The sequence below is a fragment of the Janthinobacterium sp. TND4EL3 genome (assembly GCF_900156175.1).
Taxonomy (GTDB): Bacteria; Pseudomonadota; Gammaproteobacteria; order Burkholderiales; family Burkholderiaceae_D; genus Janthinobacterium.
On the sequence record NZ_FTMV01000006.1, the window covers coordinates 214,372 to 238,764 of the forward strand.

The 24,393-nt window shown below is 63.7% G+C and carries 23 protein-coding genes and 2 tRNA genes; 20 read left to right on the forward strand and 5 right to left on the reverse strand.

Annotated elements, in window-relative coordinates; all coding sequences use genetic code 11:
- Positions 1–456 precede the first annotated feature (456 nt).
- The 11 genes from BXA07_RS12065 (at position 457) to BXA07_RS12115 (ending at position 11,953) form a co-directional block, all read left to right on the forward strand.
- Entirely contained in the window at positions 457–1,113 is a 657-nt protein-coding gene (locus BXA07_RS12065; protein ID WP_034754161.1) for an energy transducer TonB, read from the forward strand.
- Positions 1,114–1,199: 86 nt separating this feature from the next.
- On the forward strand, positions 1,200–2,129 hold the full coding sequence (locus tag BXA07_RS12070; RefSeq protein WP_212592290.1) for a MotA/TolQ/ExbB proton channel family protein: 930 nt from the start codon (positions 1,200–1,202) through the stop codon (positions 2,127–2,129).
- A 5-nt stretch (positions 2,130–2,134) separates the two neighbouring features.
- Entirely contained in the window at positions 2,135–2,563 is a 429-nt protein-coding gene (locus tag BXA07_RS12075) for an ExbD/TolR family protein (protein WP_071322342.1), read from the forward strand.
- Positions 2,564–2,668: 105 nt separating this feature from the next.
- Positions 2,669–3,100: an ExbD/TolR family protein gene (locus tag BXA07_RS12080; protein ID WP_212592291.1), complete on the forward strand. Its 432-nt coding sequence runs from the start codon at positions 2,669–2,671 to the stop codon at positions 3,098–3,100.
- A 78-nt stretch (positions 3,101–3,178) separates the two neighbouring features.
- Complete coding sequence (locus BXA07_RS12085; RefSeq protein WP_076568168.1) at positions 3,179–4,390, forward strand: tetratricopeptide repeat protein; 1,212 nt, start codon at positions 3,179–3,181, stop codon at positions 4,388–4,390.
- Between the two features lie 190 nt (positions 4,391–4,580).
- Positions 4,581–5,552, forward strand: a complete 972-nt coding sequence (locus BXA07_RS12090; protein WP_076568169.1) for a bifunctional riboflavin kinase/FAD synthetase — start codon at positions 4,581–4,583, stop codon at positions 5,550–5,552.
- A 67-nt stretch (positions 5,553–5,619) separates the two neighbouring features.
- Positions 5,620–8,520, forward strand: a complete 2,901-nt coding sequence (gene ileS, locus BXA07_RS12095) for an isoleucine--tRNA ligase (protein WP_076568170.1) — start codon at positions 5,620–5,622, stop codon at positions 8,518–8,520.
- 93 nt (positions 8,521–8,613) lie between these two features.
- The gene (gene lspA, locus BXA07_RS12100) at positions 8,614–9,123 is read left to right on the forward strand and encodes a signal peptidase II (RefSeq protein ID WP_076568171.1); all 510 of its coding nucleotides are present in this window, start codon (positions 8,614–8,616) and stop codon (positions 9,121–9,123) included.
- Positions 9,124–9,138: 15 nt separating this feature from the next.
- The gene (gene coaBC / locus BXA07_RS12105) at positions 9,139–10,359 is read left to right on the forward strand and encodes a bifunctional phosphopantothenoylcysteine decarboxylase/phosphopantothenate--cysteine ligase CoaBC (RefSeq protein WP_076568172.1); all 1,221 of its coding nucleotides are present in this window, start codon (positions 9,139–9,141) and stop codon (positions 10,357–10,359) included.
- 30 nt (positions 10,360–10,389) lie between these two features.
- Positions 10,390–10,839 (forward strand): dUTP diphosphatase, encoded by a 450-nt coding sequence (gene dut, locus BXA07_RS12110; RefSeq protein ID WP_076568173.1) that lies wholly within the window; start codon positions 10,390–10,392, stop codon positions 10,837–10,839.
- A gap of 10 nt (positions 10,840–10,849) precedes the next feature.
- Positions 10,850–11,953, forward strand: a complete 1,104-nt coding sequence (locus BXA07_RS12115) for a M48 family metallopeptidase (RefSeq protein ID WP_076568174.1) — start codon at positions 10,850–10,852, stop codon at positions 11,951–11,953.
- 159 nt (positions 11,954–12,112) lie between these two features.
- Here the strand turns inward: BXA07_RS12115 and BXA07_RS30795 are convergent, their stop codons facing one another.
- Positions 12,113–12,253 (reverse strand): hypothetical protein, encoded by a 141-nt coding sequence (locus BXA07_RS30795; protein WP_170909650.1) that lies wholly within the window; start codon positions 12,251–12,253, stop codon positions 12,113–12,115.
- A gap of 100 nt (positions 12,254–12,353) precedes the next feature.
- Between BXA07_RS30795 and BXA07_RS12120 the strand changes: the two genes are divergently transcribed.
- The 5 genes from BXA07_RS12120 to BXA07_RS12140 all read left to right on the forward strand — a co-directional run bounded on the left by BXA07_RS12120 (position 12,354) and on the right by BXA07_RS12140 (position 16,110).
- Complete coding sequence (locus BXA07_RS12120; RefSeq protein WP_076568175.1) at positions 12,354–13,361, forward strand: XdhC family protein; 1,008 nt, start codon at positions 12,354–12,356, stop codon at positions 13,359–13,361.
- A gap of 68 nt (positions 13,362–13,429) precedes the next feature.
- Complete coding sequence (locus BXA07_RS12125) at positions 13,430–14,341, forward strand: DNA-3-methyladenine glycosylase family protein (protein ID WP_076568234.1); 912 nt, start codon at positions 13,430–13,432, stop codon at positions 14,339–14,341.
- A 57-nt stretch (positions 14,342–14,398) separates the two neighbouring features.
- Complete coding sequence (locus tag BXA07_RS12130; protein WP_076568176.1) at positions 14,399–14,770, forward strand: COG4315 family predicted lipoprotein; 372 nt, start codon at positions 14,399–14,401, stop codon at positions 14,768–14,770.
- A 21-nt stretch (positions 14,771–14,791) separates the two neighbouring features.
- Positions 14,792–15,313, forward strand: a complete 522-nt coding sequence (locus tag BXA07_RS12135) for an RNA polymerase sigma factor (RefSeq protein WP_076568177.1) — start codon at positions 14,792–14,794, stop codon at positions 15,311–15,313.
- Positions 15,310–16,110 carry an anti-sigma factor family protein gene (locus tag BXA07_RS12140; RefSeq protein WP_076568178.1) on the forward strand — a complete coding sequence of 267 codons (801 nt, stop codon included), beginning with the start codon at positions 15,310–15,312 and terminating at the stop codon, positions 16,108–16,110. Before BXA07_RS12135 ends, BXA07_RS12140 begins: the two co-directional genes overlap by 4 nt.
- A gap of 30 nt (positions 16,111–16,140) precedes the next feature.
- Here BXA07_RS12140 and BXA07_RS12145 read toward each other — a convergent pair whose 3' ends face one another.
- Positions 16,141–17,343, reverse strand: a complete 1,203-nt coding sequence (locus BXA07_RS12145) for an MFS transporter (protein WP_076568179.1) — start codon at positions 17,341–17,343, stop codon at positions 16,141–16,143.
- 110 nt (positions 17,344–17,453) lie between these two features.
- Here BXA07_RS12145 and BXA07_RS12150 point away from each other — a divergent pair, with 110 nt between their 5' ends.
- Complete coding sequence (locus tag BXA07_RS12150) at positions 17,454–18,254, forward strand: helix-turn-helix transcriptional regulator (RefSeq protein ID WP_076568180.1); 801 nt, start codon at positions 17,454–17,456, stop codon at positions 18,252–18,254.
- Positions 18,255–18,301: 47 nt separating this feature from the next.
- Here the strand turns inward: BXA07_RS12150 and BXA07_RS12155 are convergent.
- Together BXA07_RS12155 and BXA07_RS12160 are read right to left on the reverse strand one after the other, a co-directional pair.
- Positions 18,302–18,378: transfer RNA gene (locus BXA07_RS12155), tRNA-Met, on the reverse strand.
- 141 nt (positions 18,379–18,519) lie between these two features.
- Positions 18,520–18,596 (reverse strand) — tRNA-Met (locus BXA07_RS12160).
- A gap of 186 nt (positions 18,597–18,782) precedes the next feature.
- On the opposite strand from BXA07_RS12160, the gene BXA07_RS12165 reads away from it, so the two are divergent.
- Genes BXA07_RS12165 through BXA07_RS12175 form a run of 3 tightly spaced genes read left to right on the forward strand, consistent with a single transcriptional unit; the run spans position 18,783 to position 20,891 of the window.
- Positions 18,783–19,361 (forward strand): NUDIX hydrolase, encoded by a 579-nt coding sequence (locus tag BXA07_RS12165; RefSeq protein WP_076568181.1) that lies wholly within the window; start codon positions 18,783–18,785, stop codon positions 19,359–19,361.
- 30 nt (positions 19,362–19,391) lie between these two features.
- Entirely contained in the window at positions 19,392–20,108 is a 717-nt protein-coding gene (gene aat, locus BXA07_RS12170; protein WP_076568182.1) for a leucyl/phenylalanyl-tRNA--protein transferase, read from the forward strand.
- 60 nt (positions 20,109–20,168) lie between these two features.
- A complete protein-coding gene (locus BXA07_RS12175; RefSeq protein WP_076568183.1) occupies positions 20,169–20,891 on the forward strand; it encodes an arginyltransferase in 723 nt (240 codons plus the stop codon).
- Positions 20,892–20,921: 30 nt separating this feature from the next.
- On the opposite strand, the gene BXA07_RS12180 is transcribed toward BXA07_RS12175, so the two are convergent.
- On the reverse strand, positions 20,922–24,233 hold the full coding sequence (locus tag BXA07_RS12180; RefSeq protein ID WP_076568184.1) for a S41 family peptidase: 3,312 nt from the start codon (positions 24,231–24,233) through the stop codon (positions 20,922–20,924).
- Positions 24,234–24,393: the final 160 nt, after the last annotated feature.

The following is a 24,393-nucleotide window of genomic DNA, read 5'->3' on the forward strand; positions in this document are numbered from 1 at the left end:
GGAGGGGACTCCGGGGCCGCCTTTTTTGACCTGTGCAAAGTTCTTTCCGCACCTGTTTGGTGCGAAGGAAAGGCTAAGTGGTCTGGTTCCGAGGCAAAACATTTCACAGGGGAAATATTTTCATCCAAATTTAGCAGTTTCCATATTGGATATCACGAAATATAATTCCGCCAGATCGGCACATCGGAGAACTTAGCAGTGGTAGCCCAAAACGGCTGTAAAAAACCGATAAGACCGCCTTTTTTTCTGTCAGAAAGCGTGCAAAGATGACATAAGCAAGTACGTTTTCAGGGCGCAAAAGCGGCAAAAATTTAACCGGTTTTAGGCGTTAAAAATCTGTGTAAAATAAAGAATTCGTATGTATAATTCGGCGACGTCCCGGATACGGCTGGAGCTTTGTGTCGTCATTTTGGGGTTCAGTTGCAAGACAAGAGATGGTATTTGGAGAAAGCAGGCATGAATTTTTCGAACGAGAAAAGTCCCAAGAACTACACAGGCATCACTATCGTTGTCCTGCTGCACGTTCTCGCGGCTTACGGGATCGTGACGGGCTTGGGCAAGCGGTTGGTCACCAAAATGATGGAACCGGTTGAAACCAAGATTATCGAGGAAGTCAAACCGCCTCCACCGAAGGATCTTCCACCGCCACCACCGCCGCCAGAAATGAAGGCACCACCGCCGCCATTCATTCCGCCAGTCGAGGTGAACGTGCAGCAGCCGCCACCACAACAGAACGTGATTGCAAATACGACTGCTGTGAAGCCAGCCACGAATGTATTGGCACCGCCAGCACCGCCTGCACAGCCTGCGCCAACTCCTGGACCAGCCAAATCGGTGCGTACGCCGGCCGTGGTTGACTTCAGTGTCTGCGAAAAGCCGGCTTATCCAAAGTCGTCGCAGCGCAATGAGGAAACCGGTGTGGTGACACTGTCCTTCCTGATCGGTGTGGATGGCAAGGTCGCTGATTCGAAGATCGTGAAGTCAAGCGGCTTCAGAGACCTGGACAAAGCTGCGGTGCAAGGTATCAGCCGCTGCACATTTAAGCCGGCAACAGTCGACGGCAAGCCGGAACAAGGCTGGCAGCAAATGCAATACGTTTGGTCGCTGGATTAAAACCCGAGACAGTTATCCACTGTCTCACACCATGATTTCGTTGTCATTACGTTCAGCGATCTGTTATTTTTAATTTTGGAGGAAGCATGTTTAAGAATACCCGTTTGTCCGCATTTTTTGCCGCGGTTCTGTTGTCCGTCACCGCTACTACCGCCCTGGTAGCAGCACCAGCTTTCGCTGACGCGCCAGCATCGGCAGCCGCTTCGGCTCCAGCGGCAGACGCAGCACCGGCAGCACCAGCTGCTGATGCAGCAGCTCCAGCAGCAGACGCAGCCGCTCCAGCCGCTGACGCAGCAGCTCCAGCCAAAACCGAAGAAGTCCACAACCCGTTCGGCCTGCAAGCAGTGTGGGACGGCGGCTTCGTGCCACGCGCCACCCTGATCATCCTGGCCATCATGTCGATCGGCAGCTGGTACATCATCATCACCAAGCTGATGGATCAAATGAAGATCTTCAAGCAAGCGAAAGAAACGGCTGCCAAGTTCTGGAAAGCCCCTTCGATCGCTGCCGGTTCGGCAACCCTGACCGAAGGCTCGCCATTCCGCTTCATCGCTGAATCGGGCACCAAGGCAACCGCTCACCACGACGGCGCCCTGCTGGAACAAATCGACCTGTCGACCTGGGTGACGATGTCGATCCAGCGCGCTTCGGACAAAGTCCAGTCGCGTCTGCAAGATGGCCTGTCGTTCCTGGCAACCGTTGGTTCGACCGCACCGTTTATCGGTCTGTTCGGTACCGTTTGGGGTATTTATGGCGCGCTGACCAACATCGGCATGACCGGTAACGCTTCGATCGATAAGGTTGCAGGTCCAGTTGGTGAAGCACTGATCATGACCGCTTTCGGTCTGCTGGTCGCCGTTCCTGCCGTTCTGGGTTACAACTGGCTGGTGCGTCGTAACAAAACCGCAATGGAAGACGTACGCTCGTTCAGCGCCGACGTTCACTCGGTCCTGATCTCCGGCGCCATGTCGACCAGCGAAGCTGGCCGTGCTGCCGGCGCTAAAAAGATCGGATAAGAATCATGTCGATGTCCGTCGGCTCCGACAGCGGAGATGAAGATCAAGTAATGTCAGAAATCAACACGACGCCGCTCGTCGACATCATGTTGGTTTTGCTGATCATTTTCTTGATCACCAGTCCGGTTGTCCTCAAATTGCAGAAAATCGATCTGCCGATCGAGGCCAACCAAGCCCTTCAAAGCAAGCCAGAAAACGTCAACATCGTTGTCAACAAGGATGGCGAGATCTATCTGGGCCAGAAGAAACTGAAAGATACGAACGAACTGTTCGATTATCTGAAAGTTGAAGCAGTGAAAGTACCGCAGCCGGAAGTACACGTTCGTGGCGACCAAGAAACACGCTACGAATCGATCGGCCGGGTTATTTACACGACCCAACGTGCCGGGATCCAGAAGGTCGGCTTCATCACCGAACCACCTGACAAGGGCTGATAGCGGCTGACAGCGGCGCCCCGGCAACAGCGGGACGCCACTGTCGGAAGCTTGCCGGGCGGCAGTCTCGCCCGGCGCTTCGTTGGACTTCTTAAAGGAAATACTATGAGTATGAATGTCGGTTCGGGCAGTTCGCCAAACGCGGATCCGGAACCAATGATGGAACTGAACATGACGCCCCTCATCGACGTGATGCTGGTGCTGATTATCATGTTGATCATCACGATTCCTAAGCAAAACCACTCGGTGAACCTGAACATGCCGGTCGGCACCCCGCCGCCACCGACAACGGAACCAGTGGTCGTCACGATCGATGTCGATTTTGACGGCACCATCTTGTGGGACAATCAGGTCGTTCCTGACCGTGCGTCGCTGGAAGCCAAGCTGAGCAACGTCGCTGCGCAAGCAGACCAGCCGGAAGTGCATCTGCGCCCCAACAAGCTGGTGGAGTACAAAGTCGTCGCCGGTGTGATGGCGTCGGCACAGCGTCTGGGCGTGACCAAAATCGGTCTGGTCGGCAACGAGCAATTCCAGTAAGCTGCAGCAATCAGGTTCTCTTTACATCCGAATAGGCAGGACTTCCTGCCTATTCGCTTTTTACTGAAAGACTTTCTCATGTCCAAGTTTCGTCTCGCTCATCTCGGCCTCGTCATGGCCGCTATCGGTTTTACCGCAGCAACTCCTGTAATCGGCCTGGGCTCGCTGGCATATGCCGCCGACACCGTGCGTGCCGAAGTGGGCAAGCCACTGCAAGAAGCGCAAAAACTCGCTAGCAGCGGCAAGAACAAGGAAGCGCTGGCCAAGCTGCGCGAAGCTGACAGCGTCGGCGGCAAGACCGCCTTTGAGAGCTACCAGATCGAGCGCGTGCGCGCCTCGGCCGCTGCTGCCGCCGGCGATAACGGCACCGCCATCAAGGCTTTTGAAGCCGTCATCAATTCCGGCCGCCTGAGCGCCGCCGAAGCCCCCAAATTCACGCAAGCACTGGCCGGCATGTACTACCGCGCCAAGGACTGGCCGAACACCATCACCTGGATCAAACGTTCGCTGAAAGACCGCGAAGATCCACAGATGCGCGAACTGCTGATCCAGACCTACTATGTCAGCGGCAACTACGCCGAAGCGGCGAAAGAACTGCAAGCGCGCGGCGGCAATTCGGAAGCGAGCCTGCAGATGCTGGCCAACATCCAGTTGAAGCAAAACGACAAGGCCGGCTATGTTGCCACCCTGGAAAAACTGGCTGGCAGCTATCCGAAGACCAGCTACTGGGCCGACCTGCTGAACCGCGTCTCGGGCAAGCCTGGCTTCTCGCAACGCCTGGGCCTGGACGTCCAGCGCCTGCGCCTGGCCAACGGCCTGTTCACCAAGCCTTCCGAATACATGGAAATCAGCCAGTTGGCATTGCAAGCAGGCAATCCTGGCGAAGCGTTGAGCATCATCGAGCAGGGCTACAAAAAAGGCGTGCTGGGTACCGGCGCCGATGCCGCCCGTCACCAGCGCTTGAAAGACCTGGCCCTGAAGACCCAGGCTGACCTGAAGGCCAACGCCGCCAAGTCGGAAGCGGAATACGTCAAGAACAAGGACGCCGACAGCTTGAGCAAGCTGGGCTTCGCCCTGGTCTACGATGGCCAGGCCGACAAAGGCCTGGGCTTGATGAATGACGCCGTGAAGATGGGCACCGCCAAGTATCCGGAAGAAGCCAAGCTGCACCTGGGCATCGCCTACATCCACGCCGGCAAGAAGGCCAACGCATCGACCGCGCTGAAAGCCGTCAAGGGCACGGATGGCGCTGCCGACCTGGCCCGCTACTGGGCCTTGATGAATAAATAAGATTATATCCTCAGGATATTGTCGGGCAGCTAGTCGAGTGCCCACCACCAAAAGCGTTGCCGGCACACCCGCCGGCAACGCTTTTTATCATTTCAGCAGGGAAATTACCCCTGCGGCCGCCCTGCCGGGTGTGCATCGCTGAAACAGTCCGTATAATCCCCCTTTTGGCACAGTTTTTCATCAGATTCCTATGAAGGTATTCCGCGGACTTCCCAATGCCCAGGCTCGAGCGCCTTGCGCTCTGACCATCGGCAATTTTGACGGTGTCCACATCGGCCATCAGGCCTTGCTGGCGCGCGTGCGCGAAGCTGCCACCGAACTCGGCATCGAAGCGGCCGTGATGACGTTCGAACCGCACCCGCGCGAATTCTTCGCGCAGCGCGCGGGCGACCTGTCGAAGGCGCCGCAACGCATCGCCAACCTGCGCGACAAGCTGCAGTCGCTCGATGACGCCGGCATCGACCGGGTCGTCGTCGAGCACTTCAGCGCCCAGTTCGCCGCCCTGACGCCGCAGGAATTCACGGAAAAAGTCCTCGTCGACGGCTTGCACGTGAAATGGCTGATGGTCGGCGACGACTTTTGCTATGGCGCCCGGCGCGCCGGCGACGTGGCCATGCTGCAGGAAGCGGGCCGCCAATATGGTTTCCATGTAGAAACACTGCCCACCGTCATGAATGGCAGCACGCGCATCTCCTCGTCGGCCGTGCGCTTGGCGCTGGCCGCCGGCGACTTCCCGCTGGCGCAGCAGCTGCTGGGCCATCCCTACGCCATTTCCGGCCATGTGATCCACGGCCAGAAGCTGGGCCGCACCCTCGGCTTCCCCACCCTGAACCTGCGCGTGGCGCACCGCCCCGCCCTGTCCGGCATCTTCATCGTGCAGGTGCACGGCCTGGGACCAGTACCGCTGCCGGCCGTGGCCAGCCTGGGCGTGCGCCCGACCGTCGACGACAGCGGCCGCGTCTTGCTGGAAGTGCATCTGTTTGATTTCGCGCAATCGTGCTATGGCAAGCTGGTGCGCGTGGAATTCCTGCAAAAGCTGCGCGACGAAGAGAAATACGACGATTTGCCCACCCTGACGGCCGCCATCGAGCGCGACTCGAACCAGGCGCGCGCCTACTTCGAGCAGCGCAGCGGCGCCATTACCGCCACCGACCGAATTTGACGCCGGCCAACTCCGCCGCCTGGCGGCCCCTGCCGCCGCAAACCATTCAATATCATTAAAGAAGATTATGTCCGATCAAAACAAGCCAGCCACGCCCAAGCAGAACAAGAAACCTGAAAGCAAATACCCGGTCAACATGACGGAAACCCCGTTCCCGATGCGCGGCGACATGGCCAAGCGCGAGCCGCAATGGGTACAGCAGTGGCAAGACAAGAAAATCTACGAGCGCGTGCGCAAGGCTGCCGCCGGCCGTCCGAAATTCATCCTGCACGACGGCCCGCCGTACGCGAATGGCGACATCCACCTGGGCCACGCCGTCAACAAGATCCTCAAAGACATGGTCGTCAAATCGCGCTCGCTGGCCGGCTTCGACGCGCCCTACGTGCCGGGCTGGGATTGCCACGGCATGCCGATCGAGATCCAGATCGAAAAACTGCACGGCAAAAACCTGCCGACGGCTGAAGTGCTGGAAAAGGCCCGCGCCTACGCCAACGTGCAGGTCGAGCGCCAGAAGAAGGATTTTATTCGCCTGGGCGTGCTCGGCGAGTGGGACAACCCCTACCTGACCATGGCGCACGGCAATGAAGCCGACGAGCTGCGCGCGCTGGGCAAGCTGCTGGAAAAAGGCTATGTCTACCGCGGCCTGAAGCCCGTCAACTGGTGCTTCGACTGCCAGTCGGCGCTGGCCGAGGCGGAAGTGGAATACGCGGAAAAACGCGATCCCGCCATCGACGTCGGGTTCAAGTTCGCCGAACCGGAAAAGCTGGCGGCCGCCTTTGGCCTGCCTGCCCTGCCGACCGAGAACGGTTTCATCGTCATCTGGACCACGACGCCGTGGACCATCCCGTCGAACCAGGCGCTCAACGTGCACCCGGAAGTGAAGTATTCGCTGGTGAAGGCCGAGCGCGACGGCCAGCCATTGCTGCTGATCCTGGCGCAAGACCTGGTCGTGGCCAGCCTGGCGCGCTTCAAGCTCGATGGCACGACGATCGCCACCTGCGACGGCGCCGCCCTGGCCGGCATCAGCTTCCGCCACCCGCTGCATGCGGCTGACGCCTTCTACGACCGTTTGTCGCCGCTGTACCTGGCCGAATACGTGACCACGGAAAGCGGCACGGGCGTGGTGCACTCGGCGCCCGCCTACGGCCTGGACGACTTTATCTCGTGCAAGGCGCACGGCATGAAGGACGACGACATCATCAAGCCCGTCATGGGCGACGGCAAGTTCGCCTCGACCCTGCCCCTGTTCGGCGGCATGACCATCTGGGAAGCGTCGAAACCGATCTGCAATGCCCTGAAAGAAGCGGGCGCCTTGTTCGAAGTCAAGATGTTCGACCACAGTTACATGCACTGCTGGCGCCATAAGACGCCGATCATCTACCGCGCCACGTCGCAGTGGTTCGCCGGCATGGACCTGACGCCGAAGGACGGCGGCGCGACCCTGCGCGAGACGGCCTTGCAAGGCATCGCCGACACCGAGTTCTTCCCGGACTGGGGCCAGGCGCGCCTGCACGGCATGATCGCCAACCGTCCCGACTGGACCCTGTCGCGCCAGCGCCAGTGGGGCGTGCCGATGGCCTTCATCGTGCACAAGGAAACGGGCGACCTGCATCCACGCACGCCGGAACTGCTGGAGCAGGTGGCCAAGCTGATCGAAAAGGGCGGCATCGAGGCATGGCAGGCGCTGGATCTGAAAGACCTGATCGGCGACGAAGCGGCCATCTACGCCAAGAACAAGGATACCCTGGACGTGTGGTTCGATTCCGGCGCCACGCACCAGACGGTGCTGGGCGGCCCGCAGGCCCACGGTTCGCACTCGACGCAGCTGCAATTCCCGGCCGACCTGTACCTGGAAGGCTCGGACCAGCATCGCGGCTGGTTCCACTCGTCGCTGCTCGTGTCGTCGATGCTGAACGGCCGTCCGCCGTACAAGGCGCTGCTCACGCACGGCTTCACGGTCGACGGCGAAGGCAAGAAGATGTCCAAGTCGCTGGGCAACACGCTGGCGCCGCAAAAGATCTCGGACACCCTGGGCGCCGATATCCTGCGCCTGTGGATCGCCTCGACCGACTACACGGGCGAGCTGTCGATCTCCGACGAGATCCTCAAACGCGTGACGGAATCGTACCGCCGCATCCGCAACACCCTGCGCTTCCTGCTGGCGAACACCTCGGACTTCAATCCGGCCACGGACGCCGTGCCGGTGGCGGAGATGTTCGAAATCGACCGCTATGCGCTGGCCAACATGGCATCGCTGCAGCAGCAGATCGAGAACAACTATGCGCGCTACGAGTTCCACCCCGTCGTGTCGAAGCTGCAGACCTACTGCTCGGAAGACCTGGGCGGCTTCTACCTCGACATCCTGAAGGACCGTTTGTACACCTCGGGCCTGACGTCGCACGCGCGCCGTTCGGCACAGACGGCGCTGTGGCACATCACGCAAAGCCTGCTGCGCCTGATGGCCCCGGCCCTGTCGTTCACGGCCGAAGAAGCGTGGGCAGTCTTCGCCGGCGCGGAAGCGTATGCCGCCAGCGATGAAACCATCTTCACGCAAACCTGGTGGCAGCTGCCGGAAGTGTCGGACGCGGCCGCCCTGCTGGAGAAATACACGGCCCTGCGCGCCGTGCGCACGGACGTGACGAAGCAGCTGGAAGACTTACGCACTTCGGGCGCCATCGGTTCCTCGCTGCAGGCGGAACTGACGATCAAGGCCGCGCCGATGAAGTACAAGCTGTTGACGACCCTGGGCGAGGACTTGAAGTTCGTCTTCATCACCTCGCAGGCCAGCGTTGTCGAAGTGCTTGAGGAAGCGGCCGAGGAAGTGCTCGTGGCCGCGTCGACGGCACCGAAGTGCGAGCGCTGCTGGCACTACCGCGCCGACGTGGGCACGGACGCCGCGCATGCCACCCTGTGCGGCCGCTGCGTCAGCAATCTGTTTGGCGCGGGCGAGAAACGCCGCTTCGCCTAAGACGGCGCGGGACTGGAATTCATACCCAGTCCGCCCGCCTCCCACCGCCGCTGCCCGCCAGGGTGGCGGCGGCTTTATCTTCCCTGGAAAAATATGGCCACTAAAAACCGTTTTTCATCGAAATCGTCGTCCTCATCGTCGCTGGTGCCCTGGCTGGGCATCGCCGCCATCGTCATCCTGTTCGACCAGATCACCAAGATCACGATCCTGAAGACCTTCCGCTATGCGCAAGAGATGGTCATCACCTCGTATTTCAACCTGGTGCTCGCATATAACAAGGGCGCCGCGTTCAGCTTCCTGTCCGACCAGGGCGGCTGGCAGCGCTATTTCTTCACCGGCATCGCCCTGGCGGCCGCCATCTACATCATCTATTTGCTGAAAAAGCACGCCGGCCAGCGCATGTTCTGCTGGGCCCTGGCGCTGATACTCGGCGGCGCGCTGGGCAACGCCATCGACCGCCTGATGTATGGCCACGTGGTCGATTTCCTCGATTTTCACTGGAAGAGCTGGGGCCATTTCCCCGCTTTCAATATCGCCGACAGCGCCATCTGCATCGGCGCGGCCCTGTTCATCATCGATGAACTGCGCCGTGTAAACAAATAACAGCGGGAGAACGGCATGGAATTGTCCGGCAAAAAAATCGTCCTGGGACTGTCAGGCGGCGTCGCCTGCTACAAGGCGGCGGAACTGTGCCGCGCGCTGACCAAGTCTGGCGCCTCGGTACAGGTGGTCATGACGGATGCGGCCAGCCATTTCATCACGGCCGTGACGATGCAGGCGCTGTCCGGCCACCCCGTGCACACGAGCCAGTGGGATGCCCGCATCGATAACAACATGGCGCACATCGATCTGACGCGCCATGCGGACGCCATCCTGATCGCGCCGTGTTCGGCCGATTTTATGCGCAAACTCGCGCACGGCGTATGCGACGACCTGCTGTCGACCCTGTGCCTGGCCCGCCCGGCCCACCTGCCTTTGCTGGTGGCGCCGGCCATGAACGTGGAAATGTGGCAGAACCCGGCCACCCAGCGCAATGTGCAGCAGCTGCGCGACGACGGCATCAAGCTGTTCGGCCCGGCGGCCGGCGAACAGGCCTGCGGCGAAGTTGGCCTGGGCCGCATGCTGGAACCGGAGCAGCTCTTGACGGAGCTGATCGCCGCCTTCCAGCCGAAGGTCCTGGCGGGCAAGCGCGTGCTGGTCACGGCCGGCCCCACTTTCGAGGCCATCGACCCCGTGCGCGGCATTACCAATCTGTCTTCGGGCAAGATGGGCTATGCCGTGGCCCGGGCGGCGCGCGAGGCGGGCGCCGAAGTGCTGCTCATTTCGGGTCCCACGGCGCTCGAATCGCCGTTTGGCGTGCGCCGCATCAATGTGCAAAGCGCGCAGCAGATGCATGATGCGGTATTGGCCCATGTCGACGACCAGCATGTCTTCGTCGCCGTCGCCGCCGTGGCCGACTGGCGGGTCGTCAACGCCAGCGAACAGAAAATGAAAAAGCAGGCCGACGGCTCCGTGCCGGAACTGCAGTTCGCGCAAAATCCCGACATCCTGGCCACCGTGGCGGCGCGCACCAACCTGGCCGGCTATCCGTATTGCGTGGGCTTTGCCGCCGAATCGGAAAACCTCGTGGAATTCGGCTCGGTCAAGCGCGAGAAAAAGGGCATTCCTTTGCTCGTTGGCAATATCGGCCAGAACACCTTCGGCCAGGACGACAACACCATCATCCTCTTCGACGAGGATGGCCATACCGTGCTGCCGCGCGCCTCGAAACTGAACCTGGCGCGCCAGCTGATTTCGGAAATCTCGAAGCGGCTGGCAAAAAACTCGCTCCTCAAGTAACCCTTTATACGCATTAGCTCATTTAGATTCATGAAAAATATCGACATCAAGATCCTCGACGCCCGCATGCAAGAACTGCTGCCGGCCTACGCCACCCCGGGCAGCGCGGGACTCGACCTGCGCGCCTGCATCAACGAGGCCATCACCATCGAAGCCGGCCAGACCGTGCTCATTCCGACCGGCCTGGCCATTCACATCGGCGACCCGTCGTATGCGGCCATGATCTTGCCGCGCAGCGGCATGGGCCACAAGAACGGCATCGTTCTGGGGAATCTGGTAGGCTTGATCGACTCCGATTACCAGGGCCAGCTGATGGTATCGACCTGGAACCGGGGCCAGAGCGCTTTTACGCTCGCCCCCATGGAGCGCCTGGCGCAGCTCATTATCGTGCCGGTGCTGCAAGTGGGCTTTAACGTCGTCGAGGAATTCGGCGACAGCGAACGCGGTGTTGGCGGTTTCGGCAGCACCGGCAAACATTAAGGATCGTCTTATGCCAGGTTTCCGCCACATCGCCCCAGCCAAAACTTCGCTGCGCCATCTGGCCTCGCCACTGCTGGTGGCTTGCGTTGCCCTGCTCTCGGCCTGCACCACGCCGTCGACGACGGTCAGCGGCCCGTTCAACGTCGTGCCGGCGCCCGAAGCGCCGGCCCTGACGGCGCAGCAAAAGGCGGCGCAGGAGGAGTTGGTGAAGATGGTGGCGCTGCAGGACCGCCTGTCGAAAGTCTCGGCGCCCCTGCTGATCAACAACGCGGACCTGTGCAAGACATATGCGCGCAACCTGCTGGGCTTCACGGCGCAGAACAAGTATTCCTACCCTGGCATCTATGCCGACGCGGCGCAGGCGGCGCTCGGCTATGGCGAGCAGATGCAGGTGTCCGGCGTCTTGCCGGGCAGCGGCGCCGCCCGCGCCGGCTTGCGCAAGGGTGACGGCTTGCTGGCCGCCGAAGGCAAGCCGCTGCCGGCCGGTCCCAAGGCGGAAGGCCCGTTCGGCGCCATCGTCGGCCCGCTGGCCTCGAAAAGCGCCAGCCTGAACATGACCATCGCCCGCGACGGCCAGCAGCAGGATTTAAAGATTCCCGTCACGCGCGCCTGCGCCTTCCGCGTCGCCCTGGGCAATGCGGACAATATCAACGCCTATTCGGACGGCGCGCGCATCATGCTCACCCGCGGCATGATCAATGCGGCGCAAAACGACGAAGGCATCGCCTTTGTCATCGCCCGCGAAATGGCGCACAACATCCTCGACCACGCGCGCAGCCAGCGCACGGCAGGGACGGCCGGCAGCATCATCGACAGCCTGGGCGCCGTGCAGCCCGACGTGTCGATGCTGACGGGCGCCGCCGGCATCAAGGCTATGCCGCAGGAACTCGACGCGCAAGCGGACGCCCTGGCCATCTACCTGCTGGCGCGCGCCGGCTACAATATCGACAACGCCGCCCGCTTCTGGCAACGCCTGTCCACGCAAGTGCCGGCCAGCGTCGCCAACGGCTACACGGCCCTGCACCCGGGCACCAACTCGCGCATGGCGGCCATCAACCGCGCCGTCATCGACGTGCGCGCCAAGCAGGCGGCGAAGAAGCCGCTCAAGCCTTAGAACGCCTACCATAACCTGCTGCGCGTCGCGCTTTGCGGTCTGCGATGCTCACTGCCTCGGCGGCCCCGTGCCAGGCACAGTTGCGCTTCTCGGCCACAAATCGCTGCCGCTCGCTACGGTTCTGTTAGACGTTCTTCATCCTGATCAAACAGGGTTTGCTCAGGCGCCGGGGAAGTTCGGGAAGTAGGTGCCCATGATCCAGGTCAGGGCGCCGCAGAACACCACGGCCAGAAACAGGATGACGAGCAGCTTGCCGAACTTGGGAATACCCTCTTCTTGCGTCTTGACTTCATTTGACATGAAAATTCTCCGCAGGGTGGTGGAACAGGTAGTATATCCATAATCTTGAATACTATTCCATACTTTGCCGCAAACATACGGCATGTAACTCCCGCGCCCCATGGACAGCATCGACCTTGAAGTTCTGAAGACCAGCGCCGCGTGGCTCGCCGCCGGGCACCGCTGCGAACTGGTCACCGTCATCAAGACCTGGGGCTCCAGCTCCCGCCCCGTGGGCGCCACGCTGGCCATCTGCGACGATGGCACGGTGGTCGGCTCCGTCTCCGGCGGCTGCATCGAGGATGATTTGATCGACACCGTGCGCGTGCACGGCATCGTGCGCACGCGGCCCGACATCGTCAGCTACGGCATCAGCGCCGACGAGGCGCACCGCTTCGGCCTGCCCTGCGGCGGCACCATCGAACTGGCCATCGAGCCGCTGCATGCGGACAGCCGCGTGGCCGAACTGCTGGCGCGCCTCGAAGCGCACGAACTGGTCGAACGCCGCCTCGACCTGGGCACGGGCGCCGTCACCCTGCAAACCGCCGCGCCGGGCGCCGTGCTGGCCCTGGAAAATGGCGTGCTCACCACGCAGCACGGCCCGCGCTGGCGATTGCTGATCATCGGCGCCAGCCAGCTGTCGCGCTTCGTGGCGCAAATCGCCATGGCCATGGATTACCACGTCATCGTCTGCGACCCGCGCGAGGAATACCGGGGCGGCTGGAACGTGCCCGGCGTGCCCCTGCTGCACGCCATGCCGGACGACCTCGTACTGGAATTAAAGCTCGACAGCCGCAGCGCCGTCGTCGCCCTCACGCACGACCCCAAGCTCGACGACCTGGCCCTGATGGAAGCACTCAAATCCCCCGCTTTTTATGTCGGCGCCATCGGTTCGCGCGCCAACAACGCCAAGCGCCGCGAGCGCCTGCTGCAGTTCGACGTCAGCGCGGAGCAGCTGGCGCGCCTGCACGGCCCCATCGGCCTGTACATCGGCAGCAAGACGCCGGCCGAAATCGCCATTTCCATCCTGGCCGAACTGACGGCTGTCAAGAATGGCGTGCCCGATGCCCTGCAGATCCAGCACGCGGCCGCCCTGACGCCGCCCAACCCTGGCCTCTGCGTGCGCTGACGCCTGAAAAGCAAGAAACAAGATGCGCCAGCGGCGCGCCCCTGCTACCTTCCCTGATTTTGGCCACCATGACCCTGCTGCACTGGACCCTCCCCCTGCCCGCCGGCTACCGCCGCGACGACGTCATCGCCTTCCACAGCCGCGACGGGGAAGCCGTGGCCGAACAGGTCACCGCGACAGGCCTGCGCAAGGGCATCCTGCTTGCCGGCGTGCCTGTCGTGCTGGACGTGGCCTTCACGGACGATGCGGCCGCCTGCCGCGCCGAAATCGACGGCGGCGCCAGTGACGCTCTGCAAACGGCGCTGCACGGCGCGCTGCTCAACATCCTCGGCCTGCGCATCGACCCGCAGCCGTTTGCCCGGCTGGCTGCCGCCGATCCGCTGCTGGCGCCTTTGATCCGCATCAATCCGGGCTTGCGCATCGTGCAATCGGCCAGCCCCTTCGAGGCGCTGACGTGGGCCATCATCGGCCAGCAGATCAACCTGCCGTTCGCCATCGCCCTGCGCCGCACCTTCATTCTGCAGGCGGGGCGCCGTCATGCCAGCGGCTTGTGGTGCTACCCGGAGGCGCACGACGTGGCGCGGCTGTCCGTCGAGGATTTGACCAGCCGCAAATTCTCGCGCGCCAAGGCGGAGACCGTGCTGCGCCTGGCCGGCCTCGTCGACGAGGGGGAACTGTCGCTGGAGCTGCCTTCCTCCGGCGACGTGGCGGCCATATCGCAGGCGCTGCTGGCCGTGAAGGGCATCGGCCCGTGGACCGTCAATTACGCGCTGCTGCGCGGCTACGGCTATGCCGACTGCTCGCTGCACGGCGACGTGGCCATCCGCGCCGCCCTGCAAAAGCTGCTCGGCGAAGAAACAAAGCCGGACGTGGCGCGCACGGAAGAGTGGCTGCGCCAGTACGCGCCGCACCGCACCATGGCGGCCGCCCACCTGTGGGCCAGCCTGCACCCGAAAAATAATCCGCCAGCGGTGGAATAAACGGGCAGCACCGCGCGTCTATCCCTTGCAAGCCCCCAAAACCTCAAGGAGACCATCATGCGCTTTACTACTTTTGCCGCCACCGCCCTTTTCACCGCCTTGTCCGCCCCCCTCGCCTTCGCCGCCGACGTCATGCCCGCCAACGGCATGCTGGTCAATGCCGGCGGCATGACCGTGTACGTGTTCGACAAGGATGTCGCCGACAGCGGCAAGAGCGCCTGCAGCGGCGGCTGCCTGGCCGCCTGGCCCGCCGTCATCGCCACCGAAGCGGCGCCCGCCGCCCCCTACGGCAGCATCAAGCGCGAAGACAATGGCGCCATGCAGCTGACCTACAAGGGCAAGCCCCTGTACCTGTACAAGGAAGACAAGAAGCCGGGCGACGTTGCCGGCGACAATTTCAAGAACGTGTGGCACGTCGCCAAGCCTTAAGCATCGCGCCGCGCCGCCACGATGAGCACGCCAGAGGACAGCCGCCAGCTGCAAGCCTGCCTGCCCGGCCTGCGCCGCTACGCGCGCGCGCTGGTGGGCGCCGTTCACGCGGACGACCTGGTGCAGGACACCGTGGAGCGGGCCTGGCGCAAGTTCGACCAGTGGCAGCGGGGCGGCGAGATGCGGCCCTGGCTGTTCTCCATCATGCATAACCTGCACGTGGACCAGCTGCGCCGCCCCGGCCTGGACTTGCAGGAGCTCGACGATGACACCGTGCTGCCCGCGCCGGAACGCGCGCCGGGGCAGTCCATCGCCATCGGCGAGATGGATGCGGCGCTGGCCCGCTTGCCGCTGGCGCAGCGCGAAGTGATATTGCTCGTCGCGCTGGAACAGATGCCCTACGAGCACGTGGCGGCCGCCCTGGGCATCCCCGTCGGCACCGTCATGTCGCGGCTGTCGCGCGGACGGGACAAACTGCGCGCGCTGCTCGACGGCCGCCCCGCCGGCGACGGCGGCGCGCCCACCCTGAAAGTCGTGAAATGACAAGGCAAGCCATCAGCGAAGCGCAATTGCACGCCCTGGCCGACGGCGTCCTGCCCGAGGAACAGCGCCCGGCCGTCGATGCCCACCTGCGCGCGCATCCGCAGGACGCCGCCCGCGTCGACGCGTGGCGCGAGCAAAACCGCCAGTTGCGCGCCCTGTTCAATCCCGTGCAGGAAGAAGCCGTGCCGCGGCACTTGCTGCAGGCAGCGGCGCCGCCGGCGGCAAACCGTGGCTGGTATCGCCCCGCCATGCAGGCGGCGGCAGCCGTCGTGCTGGTGGTCGCCGGCGGCGCGGGCGGCTGGCTGCTGCGCGGCGGCGATGGCGATGGCGGCAACAGCGTGACCGCCAGCGCCAGCCCGGTCTCCCTGGCGCGCAGCGCCGCCATCGCCCACGCCGTCTACACGCCCGAAGTGCGCCACCCCGTGGAAGTGGGCGCGGAACAGGAGGCGCACCTGGTGCAATGGCTGTCGAAGCGCCTGGGCACGCAGCTGCAGCCGCCCGTGCTGTCGCCGCTGGGCTACCAGCTGATCGGCGGGCGCCTGCTGCCCGGCGACGGCGACGGCCCCGTGGCGCAATTCATGTACGAGGATGGCGGCGGCAAGCGCCTGACCCTGTACGTGGCGAAGGAGCGGGCAGGCAGGCAGGAAACGGCGTTCCGCTACACGCAGGAAAAGGAGCTGAGCGTGTTTTACTGGATCGACGGCCGGCTCGGCTACGCCCTCTCGGCAAACCTGCCCAAAAAGGAGCTGGGCAAGATCGCCGACGCCGTGTACGCGCAGCTGGAACAGCCTCGCTGAACCGCGTATCGCCGCCAGGACAGCGCCGGCTTACTGCGCCCGCTTGCGCCACAGCGCCAGCTGCAGCAGCACCGCCATGGCGGCCACCACGGCGGCGCCGGCCGCCAGCAGCCATGCGGGCCAGTCCAGCAGGAGCAGCAGCCCGCCCATGGCGGCGCCGATGGCGCTGCCCAGGTACAGCGCCGATTCATTGAGGGCGATGGCCAGGTTGCCGTCGCCCTGCCGCGCGCGCGCGTCCAGCAGCTGCTGGTTCTGCGGCACTTGCAGGGCCCAGCCGGCCGCGCCCCACAGCACGATGGGCGCCAGCATCAGCCACGCCGACCAGCCGGCCGCCAGCGGCAGCGCGCACAAGGCCAGCGCCAGCAGCAGCAAGATGAACAAGGTCAGCTTCGGCGGCCGCACCTTGTCGGCCCATGGCCCGACCAGCACGCTGCCCGCGATTCCCCCCACGCCCCAGGCCCACAGGAAGGGCGTGGCGGAGATTGCCGTCCCCTGCGCGGACCACGCCAGCAGCGGCGCGATAAACGTGTACATGCCCAGGCTGGCGATGGCCGCCAGCAGCGACACGAGCAGGATGGCCAGCACCTGCCCGTCGGCCAGCAAGGCCAGCTTGCGGCGCAACGAGGTCGCCGCCACTTCCGGCAGCACCGGCAGCTGCCACAGCAAGCCCGCCAGCGCCAGCGCGCCGAGGCTGGCGACCAGCCACAGGGCCGCCGTCCAGCCCAGCTGCTGCGCCAGCAGCAGGCTCAATGGCACGCCCAGCACCGTGCCGCCCGCCATGCCGCCCATGATCACGGCGATAGCCTTGCCGCGCTGCGGCGCCGCCGCCACGCCCGCCGCCGCAGCGATGCCCAGCGCCAGGTAGACACCCGCGCCCACGCCGGCGACGGCCCGCCACAGCAGCAAGCCGGCAAAATCGCCGGCCAGCGCGCTGGCCCCGTTCGCCAGCACGAATACGCCCAGTGCGCCCAGCAGGCCAGGGCGCTGCGCACGCGCCGGCAGCAAGGCCACGACAAGAGGCGAGCCGAGGCCGTAGGCCAGCGTGAACGCCGTCACCAGCTGCGCGGCCATCGCCACGGACACGGAAAACGCGCCGGCGATCAGCGGCATCAGCCCCGCCGTCACATACGACGCCATGCCCAGCGCGAAGGCGCCCATGGCGATCAGGTAGACGGTGGCGGGCAGCGCGACGGCGGTCGCAACTGCGGGCGCGCGGGAAGAGTAATCGGACATGGGCACGCTTTCGGGAAGAAAGCAGGCATTCTGGAATACAATATAAACAATTACAATTTAACTGTTTATGCTATTACTGGCAGCAACAGGCTCACAGGAAAGACCGCACCATGCGCACTTTGGCCCGCACCCGCCACGAACTGGCCGCCTACCTGCAGGCGCGGCGCGCGCGGCTGTCGCCCGAGGACGTGGGTTTGCCCGGCGGCGGGCGGCGCAGGACGCCGGGCTTGCGCCGCGAGGAAGTGGCGGCGCTGGCCGGCGTGGGGCTGACCTGGTACACCTGGCTGGAACAGGGGCGCGACATCGGCGTCTCCAGCGCCTTCCTCGACAAGCTGGCCGAAGTGCTGAAACTGGACGCGGGCGAGCGCCGCCACCTGTTTTTGCTGGCCCATGCGCGCCCGCCCGCCGAAGAGGGCAAGACGTTTTGCGTGGTGCCGCCGCCCGTGCGCCGGCTGATGCACGAACTGGCGCATCCGGCCTATGTGCTCAACCTGCGCTGGGACGTGCTGGCGTTCAATGCGCAAGCGGACACCCTGTTCGGCTTCGGCGCGCATGTGCCGGCGCGGCGCAACCTGCTGTGGCTGTTGTTTACCGATCCCCTGCTGCGGTCACGCTTCGCCGGCTGGGAAGAGCAGGCGCCGCTGATGCTGTCGGGCTTTCGCCGCGACTATGCGCGCGCCACGCGGGAAGCGGACATCCACGCGCTGGTGCAGGAACTGGAAAAGGTCTCGCCCGAATTCAAGCTATGGTGGCGCCGCCACGACGTGCATGCGCCGTGTGACGGCGTGCGCCAGCTGGACGTCGGCGGCGAGCGGGTCGCGTATGAACACACCTCGCTGACCATCGATGCGGACCGCCACTTGCGGCTGGTCGTGTATGCGCGCCAGGTGGCGGAAGCGATCTCGCCGTAGAACGAAAAAACCGCTGGCCCCCTTGCGGGGAACCAGCGGCTTCGAATTGGTTGCGGGGACAGGATTTGAACCTGTGACCTTCGGGTTATGAGCCCGACGAGCTGCCAGACTGCTCCACCCCGCACTCGAATTATATACCAGATTGTTGCGCGGCGTAAAGGGCATGAATTGACAATGTCTTTCCTCCCCGTCCGGCGGATACTCTTTCTGGCCGGAAATGGAAAAAGCCGCCGATCTTTTGCAAGAATCAGCGGCTTTCCGGTATTGGTTGCGGGGACAGGATTTGAACCTGTGACCTTCGGGTTATGAGCCCGACGAGCTGCCAGACTGCTCCACCCCGCACTCGAATTATACGGGCAAACAGGCGGCTTAGGCAATAGCTATCTCAACTTAGGCTGCAATAGAGCCATTTAATTATAAAACCTGGCCAATTACCGGTTGGCATAGTGTCCGCTCGTCACGCCACACAGCGCGCAATCGGTGTACAGTAAGCGTTACACCCGACATCCATTTTTCCGAAGCCTGCCCATGAAATTCTGCTCCGAATGCGCCCACCCTGTCAGCCTGTCCATTCCGGAAGGCGACAACCGTCCCCGCTATGTGTGCGCCAACTGCGACGCCATCCATTACCAGAATCCGAAAATGGTGGTCGGCTCCATCCCCGTGTGGGAAGAGGATGGCCAGTTGCAGGTCTTGCTGTGCAAGCGGGCCATCGAGCCGCGCCTCGGCTACTGGACCCTGCCGGCCGGCTTCATGGAAAACGATGAAACGACGTCCGATGCGGCCGAACGCGAGACGGTGGAGGAAGCGGGCGCCAACATCGAGCTGGGCCCCCTGTTTTCGCTGCTCAACGTGCAGCGCGTGCACCAGGTGCACCTGTTCTACCTGGCGCGCCTGCGCGACCTCGACTTCGCGCCCGGCATCGAAAGCCTGGACGTGCGGCTGTTTACGGAAGCGCAGATTCCCTGGGATGACCTGGCCTTTCCCACCATCCGCGCCACCCTGGAACTGTTCTTTGCGGACCGCGTGAAAATCCGCGAAGGCGGCAGCTATGGCTTCCATACGGGCGACATCACGCGCCCGATGGCGCGCACGGATGCAGAGTAAGCCCCTATCACCTGCCACCTTTGACGCCGCATGATTCCCTGGCTCGACATCCACACCCCGTTTCCCGACGTCTCGCGCGCCCTCACCGACGAGGCGCCCGGCCTGCTGGCGGCCGGCGCCGACCTGTCGCCCGCGCGCCTGCTCGACGCCTACCGGCACGGCATCTTTCCCTGGTTTTCCGAAGGCCAGCCCATCCTGTGGTGGAGCACCGATCCGCGCATGGTGCTGATGACGGACGATTTCAAGGTGTCCGACAGCCTGGCCAAGGCGATCCGCAAGGTCGAGCGCAGCGCCGCCACGGACGGGCGCTGGCAGCTGCGCTTCGACGGCGATTTCGAGGCCGTCATGCGCGCCTGCGCGGCGCCGCGCAAGGATGGCCCGGGCACCTGGATCTCCGACGAGATCATCGCCGGCTACACGGGCTTGCACAAGCTGGGCTACGCGCACTCGTCCGAACTGTGGCTCGATGGCGAACTGGTGGGCGGCGCGTACGGCGTGTCGATCGGGCGCATGTTCTATGGCGAATCGATGTTCGCGCGCGTCTCGGACGGTTCGAAGATCGCGCTGGCGCAGCTCGTGCGCTTTTTGAAGGCGCGCGGCGTGGCCATGATTGACTGCCAGCAGGAAACAAAACACCTGGCCTCGCTGGGCGCGGCACCCATTTCGCGCGCCCGCTTCCTGGCCCATCTGCGCGTCGCTATTGAAGCAGCGCAAATCACGGACTGGCATGCTGCGCCACCCGCGTAAAAAAGCTATGATATCTCCAGCCACACTTCCATTGCTACGGACAGACCAGACAGGATCAGCATGACGCACCTGAACGAACTACCGTTTGCCACCCTGCAGTTCTACACGACGGCGCCCTACCCGTGCAGCTACCTGGACGACCGCCAGGCCCGCTCGCAGGTGGCCACGCCTTCGCACCTGATCAACAGCGACGTGTATTCGGAACTTGTGCGCAACGGCTTTCGCCGCAGCGGCATTTTTACCTACCGCCCGTATTGCGACGGCTGCCAGGCCTGCATCCCCGTGCGCGTGGTGGCCGGCGAGTTCGCGCCCAACCGCAACCAGCGCCGCGCCTGGACGCGGCACGCCGGCCTGCAGGCGGGCGTGGCCAGCCTGTCCTTCCTCGACGAACACTACGAACTGTATCTGCGCTACCAGAGCACGCGCCACGCGGGCGGCGGCATGGACCAGGACAGCCGCGACCAGTACGCGCAATTCCTGCTGCAAAGCCGCGTCAACACGCGCCTGGTGGAATTCCGCGATCCGGACGGCACCCTGCGCATGGTCAGCATCATCGACGTGCTGGCCGATGGCCTGTCGTCCGTCTACACGTTTTTCGATCCCGACGTGGCGGGCGCCTCGTACGGCACCTACAACGTGCTGTGGCAGATCGCCCAGGCGCGGGAACTGGGCCTGCCCTACATCTATCTGGGCTACTGGATCGAACAAAGCCCGAAGATGGCGTATAAAATCAACTTCAAGCCGCTGGAAGCGCGCATCAAGGGGCAGTGGGTGGTGATGTAAAAAAAGGGGCTTGCGCCCCTTTTCCATTGCCTACTTGCTCTTGTCCGGAAACGCCGGACGCGGCGGCCGCACGGGCGGGTTCTTCGCCAGTTCGGCCTGGATCACCTCGATCGCCTTTTCCAGCTGCGGATCGCGCCCCGCGATGACGTCGGCCGGCGTTTGCTCGACTTCGATATCGGGCGGCACGCCTTCGTTTTCCACGCCCCAGCCGTTTTCGCGCGTCCAGAACGCCAGGTTCGGCGCCGTGATGAAGCCGCCGTCCATCAGCACGGGGAAGCCGAGGATGCCCACCAGGCCGCCCCACGTCGCCTTGCCGATCAGCGGGCCCATGTTGTTCTTGCGGAACATCCACGGCAGCAGGTCACCACCCGAACCGGCCGTCTCGTCGATCAGCATGGCGCGCGGCCCCTGGATCGAGGCGGACGGCGTCTTCATGTCGGCGCCGTAGCGCATGGTCCACCAGGCGATTTCCTTCTTCTGCAGGATCTCGATGTAGTAATCGGCCACGCTGCCGCCGCCATTGAACCGCTCGTCGACGATGATGGCCTGCCTGTCCGCCTGCGGGAAGAAATAGCGTTTGAAGTAGGTGTGGCCCAGCCCCGCCGTATTGGGCACGTACACGTACGCCACCTTGCCGTTGGTGGCCGCATTGACCTTGCGCATATTGCCCTCGATCCAGTCGCGGTTGCGCAAGGCATCCTCGGTCGGCACGGGCACGACGGTGATCGTGCGCGCCCCCTTGCCGTCGGCCGACGGCCCCACGGTCAGGTCGACGGCCTTGCCGGCCGTGTTCTCGAAGGCGCTGTACAAGTTGGTCGGCGGCAACAGAGGACGGCTGTCGACGGCCAGCAGGTATTCGCCCGCCTTGACGTTCAGGCCCGGCTCCGTCAGCGGCGCGCGCAGGGCCGGATTCCAGTTCAAGCCGCCATACACCTTCTTGAAGCGGTAATGGCCGTCGCTCACGTCATAGTCGGCGCCCAGCAGGCCGCCCGGCACCTTCTTCGCCTCGATAAAGTCGTCGCCGCCGCCGCCGCGGTGGTGGCCCACGGCCAGTTCGCTGCACATCCACTGGATCAGGCGGTTCAGGTCCGCGCGGCTGGACAGCTCGGGCAGGAACACGGCGTACTTGTCGCGCATGGCCTTCCAGTCCACGCCATGCATGCCCGGATCATAGAAATAATCGCGGTTGATGCGCCACACTTCATTGAAAATCTGCGTCCACTCGGCGCGCGGATCGGCTTTCACTTCGATGGCGTCGACCTTGATCTTGCCTTCGCCCGGCGCCAGCAGCTTGCCCGTGGCGGAACCCATGGCCCAGTTGTCCTTGTGGCGGTACAGCAGCTTCTTGCCGTCGGCCGACACTTCGAAATCATCGGCTTCGGCCACCACGGTTTCGGCCTTGCGCTCCTTCAGATCGAAGCGCTGCACGGCCTTCTTGCCGTCGCTTTCGCGCAACAGGAAGATCTGCCCCGCGGCGCCGGCCGTCAGGCTGGAAAACTGCGCGGCCGGCAGCGGCAGGTCGACGATGCGCGTGGCGATGCCGTCGAAGTCGATGCTGATCGGCGCCACGGGGGCCACCGTCACTTTCGGGTCGTCGCGGCCCGTCTTCGGATCGATCTTCGCTTCGCTCTTCGGCTCCGCTTCCGCCTTCGCCGTGTCTTTCTTGCTCTCCGCGCCGGCGGCCTTTTCCTCGTCGCTTTCCTTGATCAGCGGCGACGGCAGGTCGCGCCGCAGCACGGCCATCCACACGGTGCGCGTCACCAGGTTGTCTTCGTTCTGCTGCGAGAACCAGTTGTTGCTGGGGCCTGCGTTGGTCGACGCGAAGAAGTACAGGTATTTGCCGCTCTTGTCGAACACGGGCTGGGCCACGTCGGACAAGCCGTCCGTCACCGGCATGGACTTGTTCTGCTCGACGGAATAGATGTAGGCGCTGCGCGTGTAGGTGGGCGAATTGAGCGTATAGGCCAGCCAGCGCGAATCGGGCGCCCACGAAGCGCGCATGCTCTTGTCGACGCCATACATCGGCTCCGTGGCGATTTTTTGCAGCTTGCCGTTGCCGACGTCGATCACGTACATGCTCCAGCCATTGTCGGCAAACGCGATCTTTTTGCTGTCGGGCGACCAGACGGCGTTGTCATAGAAGCCGCTGCCATTGAGCTTGAACTTGCGCACGGCGCCCTTGCCGTCCTGCGCCCGCACATGCAACTCGTATTCGCCCGACTCGTCCGAGAAATACGCGACCGAGCGGCCATCGGGCGACCAGATGGGCGTGCGCTCGTGGGCGCCGGCCGTCTGCGTCAGGTTGCGCACGTCGCCCTTGTCGGCGGGGATGGTGACGATCTCGCCCCGGTACTCGAAGGCGACCCTGGCGCCCGACGGCGAAATCGACGCGTCGCGGATGTATTTCGCGTTCTTCACCCAGCGGGGGCGCGCCTGGCCCAGGTCGCTGGCCACGCCGATGGTCAGCTTGCGCGCCTGGCCGCCGGCGATGTCGAACGAGTGCAGATAGCCGGCCTGTTCGTAGACGATGGTGCCGTTCGCGGCCGACGCGTTGAGCACTGGAAAGTCCTTGTGCTGCGTCAACTGGCGCACGGATTTCGTCTTGACGTCGTAGGCAAACAGGTTGAACTCGCCGTTGCGGTCCGAGCGGAAGTACACGGTATCGCCTATCCACATGGGGTCGACGTCGTTCGAGCGCGTCGTCGGCTGGGGGATTTTTTCGATGGATTTGTCGGCCGAGGAGAACAGCCACAGCCAGGAATTGGTGCCGCCCCGGTAACGCTTCCACTGCTTGAAGGCGGGCGCCAGCGGATTATAGGCGATGCGCTTGCCATCGGGCGAATACGTGGCGCGCGAGGCGTTGGGGATTTCCAGCTGCGTTTCCACGCCGCCCGCCACGGGCACCGTAAACAGCTTCTGGAAGCGGTTGTTGAAGGCGGCGCGGGGCGAGGTAAACATCACGGCGTGGCCATCGGGCGTGAACGATTGCGCCAGATCAACACCTGGATGAAAAGTCAGGCGGCGCGGCACGCCGCCGGCCGCCGCGATCACGTACACGTCGACATTGCCGTCGATGTTGGCGCTGTACGCGATCAGGCTGCCGTCGGGCGAGAACACGGGATTCGATTTGTCGCCCAGGTCCGACGTCAGGCGCCGCGCGCCGCCGCCGTCGAGGTTCGACAGCCACAGGTCGCCCGCATAGATGAAGGCGATATGGCGGCTGGAGACGGCCGGCTCGCTCAGCATGCGGGTATCTTGCGTATTGGGCAGGGCCAGGGCCGGGTGGCTCAGCAGCAGTGCGCTGGCGGCCGCGATGGCGGTCAGGATGCGTGTCTTTTTCAATCGATGTCTCGCTTATGCAGTAAAGGGAACAGGGAAGAAACAGGATAGTCCACGGCCCGATGCGGATTATCAAGGGATCAATATTGCATTAGGCCAACAAGAACTATACACCCGTCCGCCGCGCGGAACACGGTAAAATACGGCACTTATTTCGCGCGCC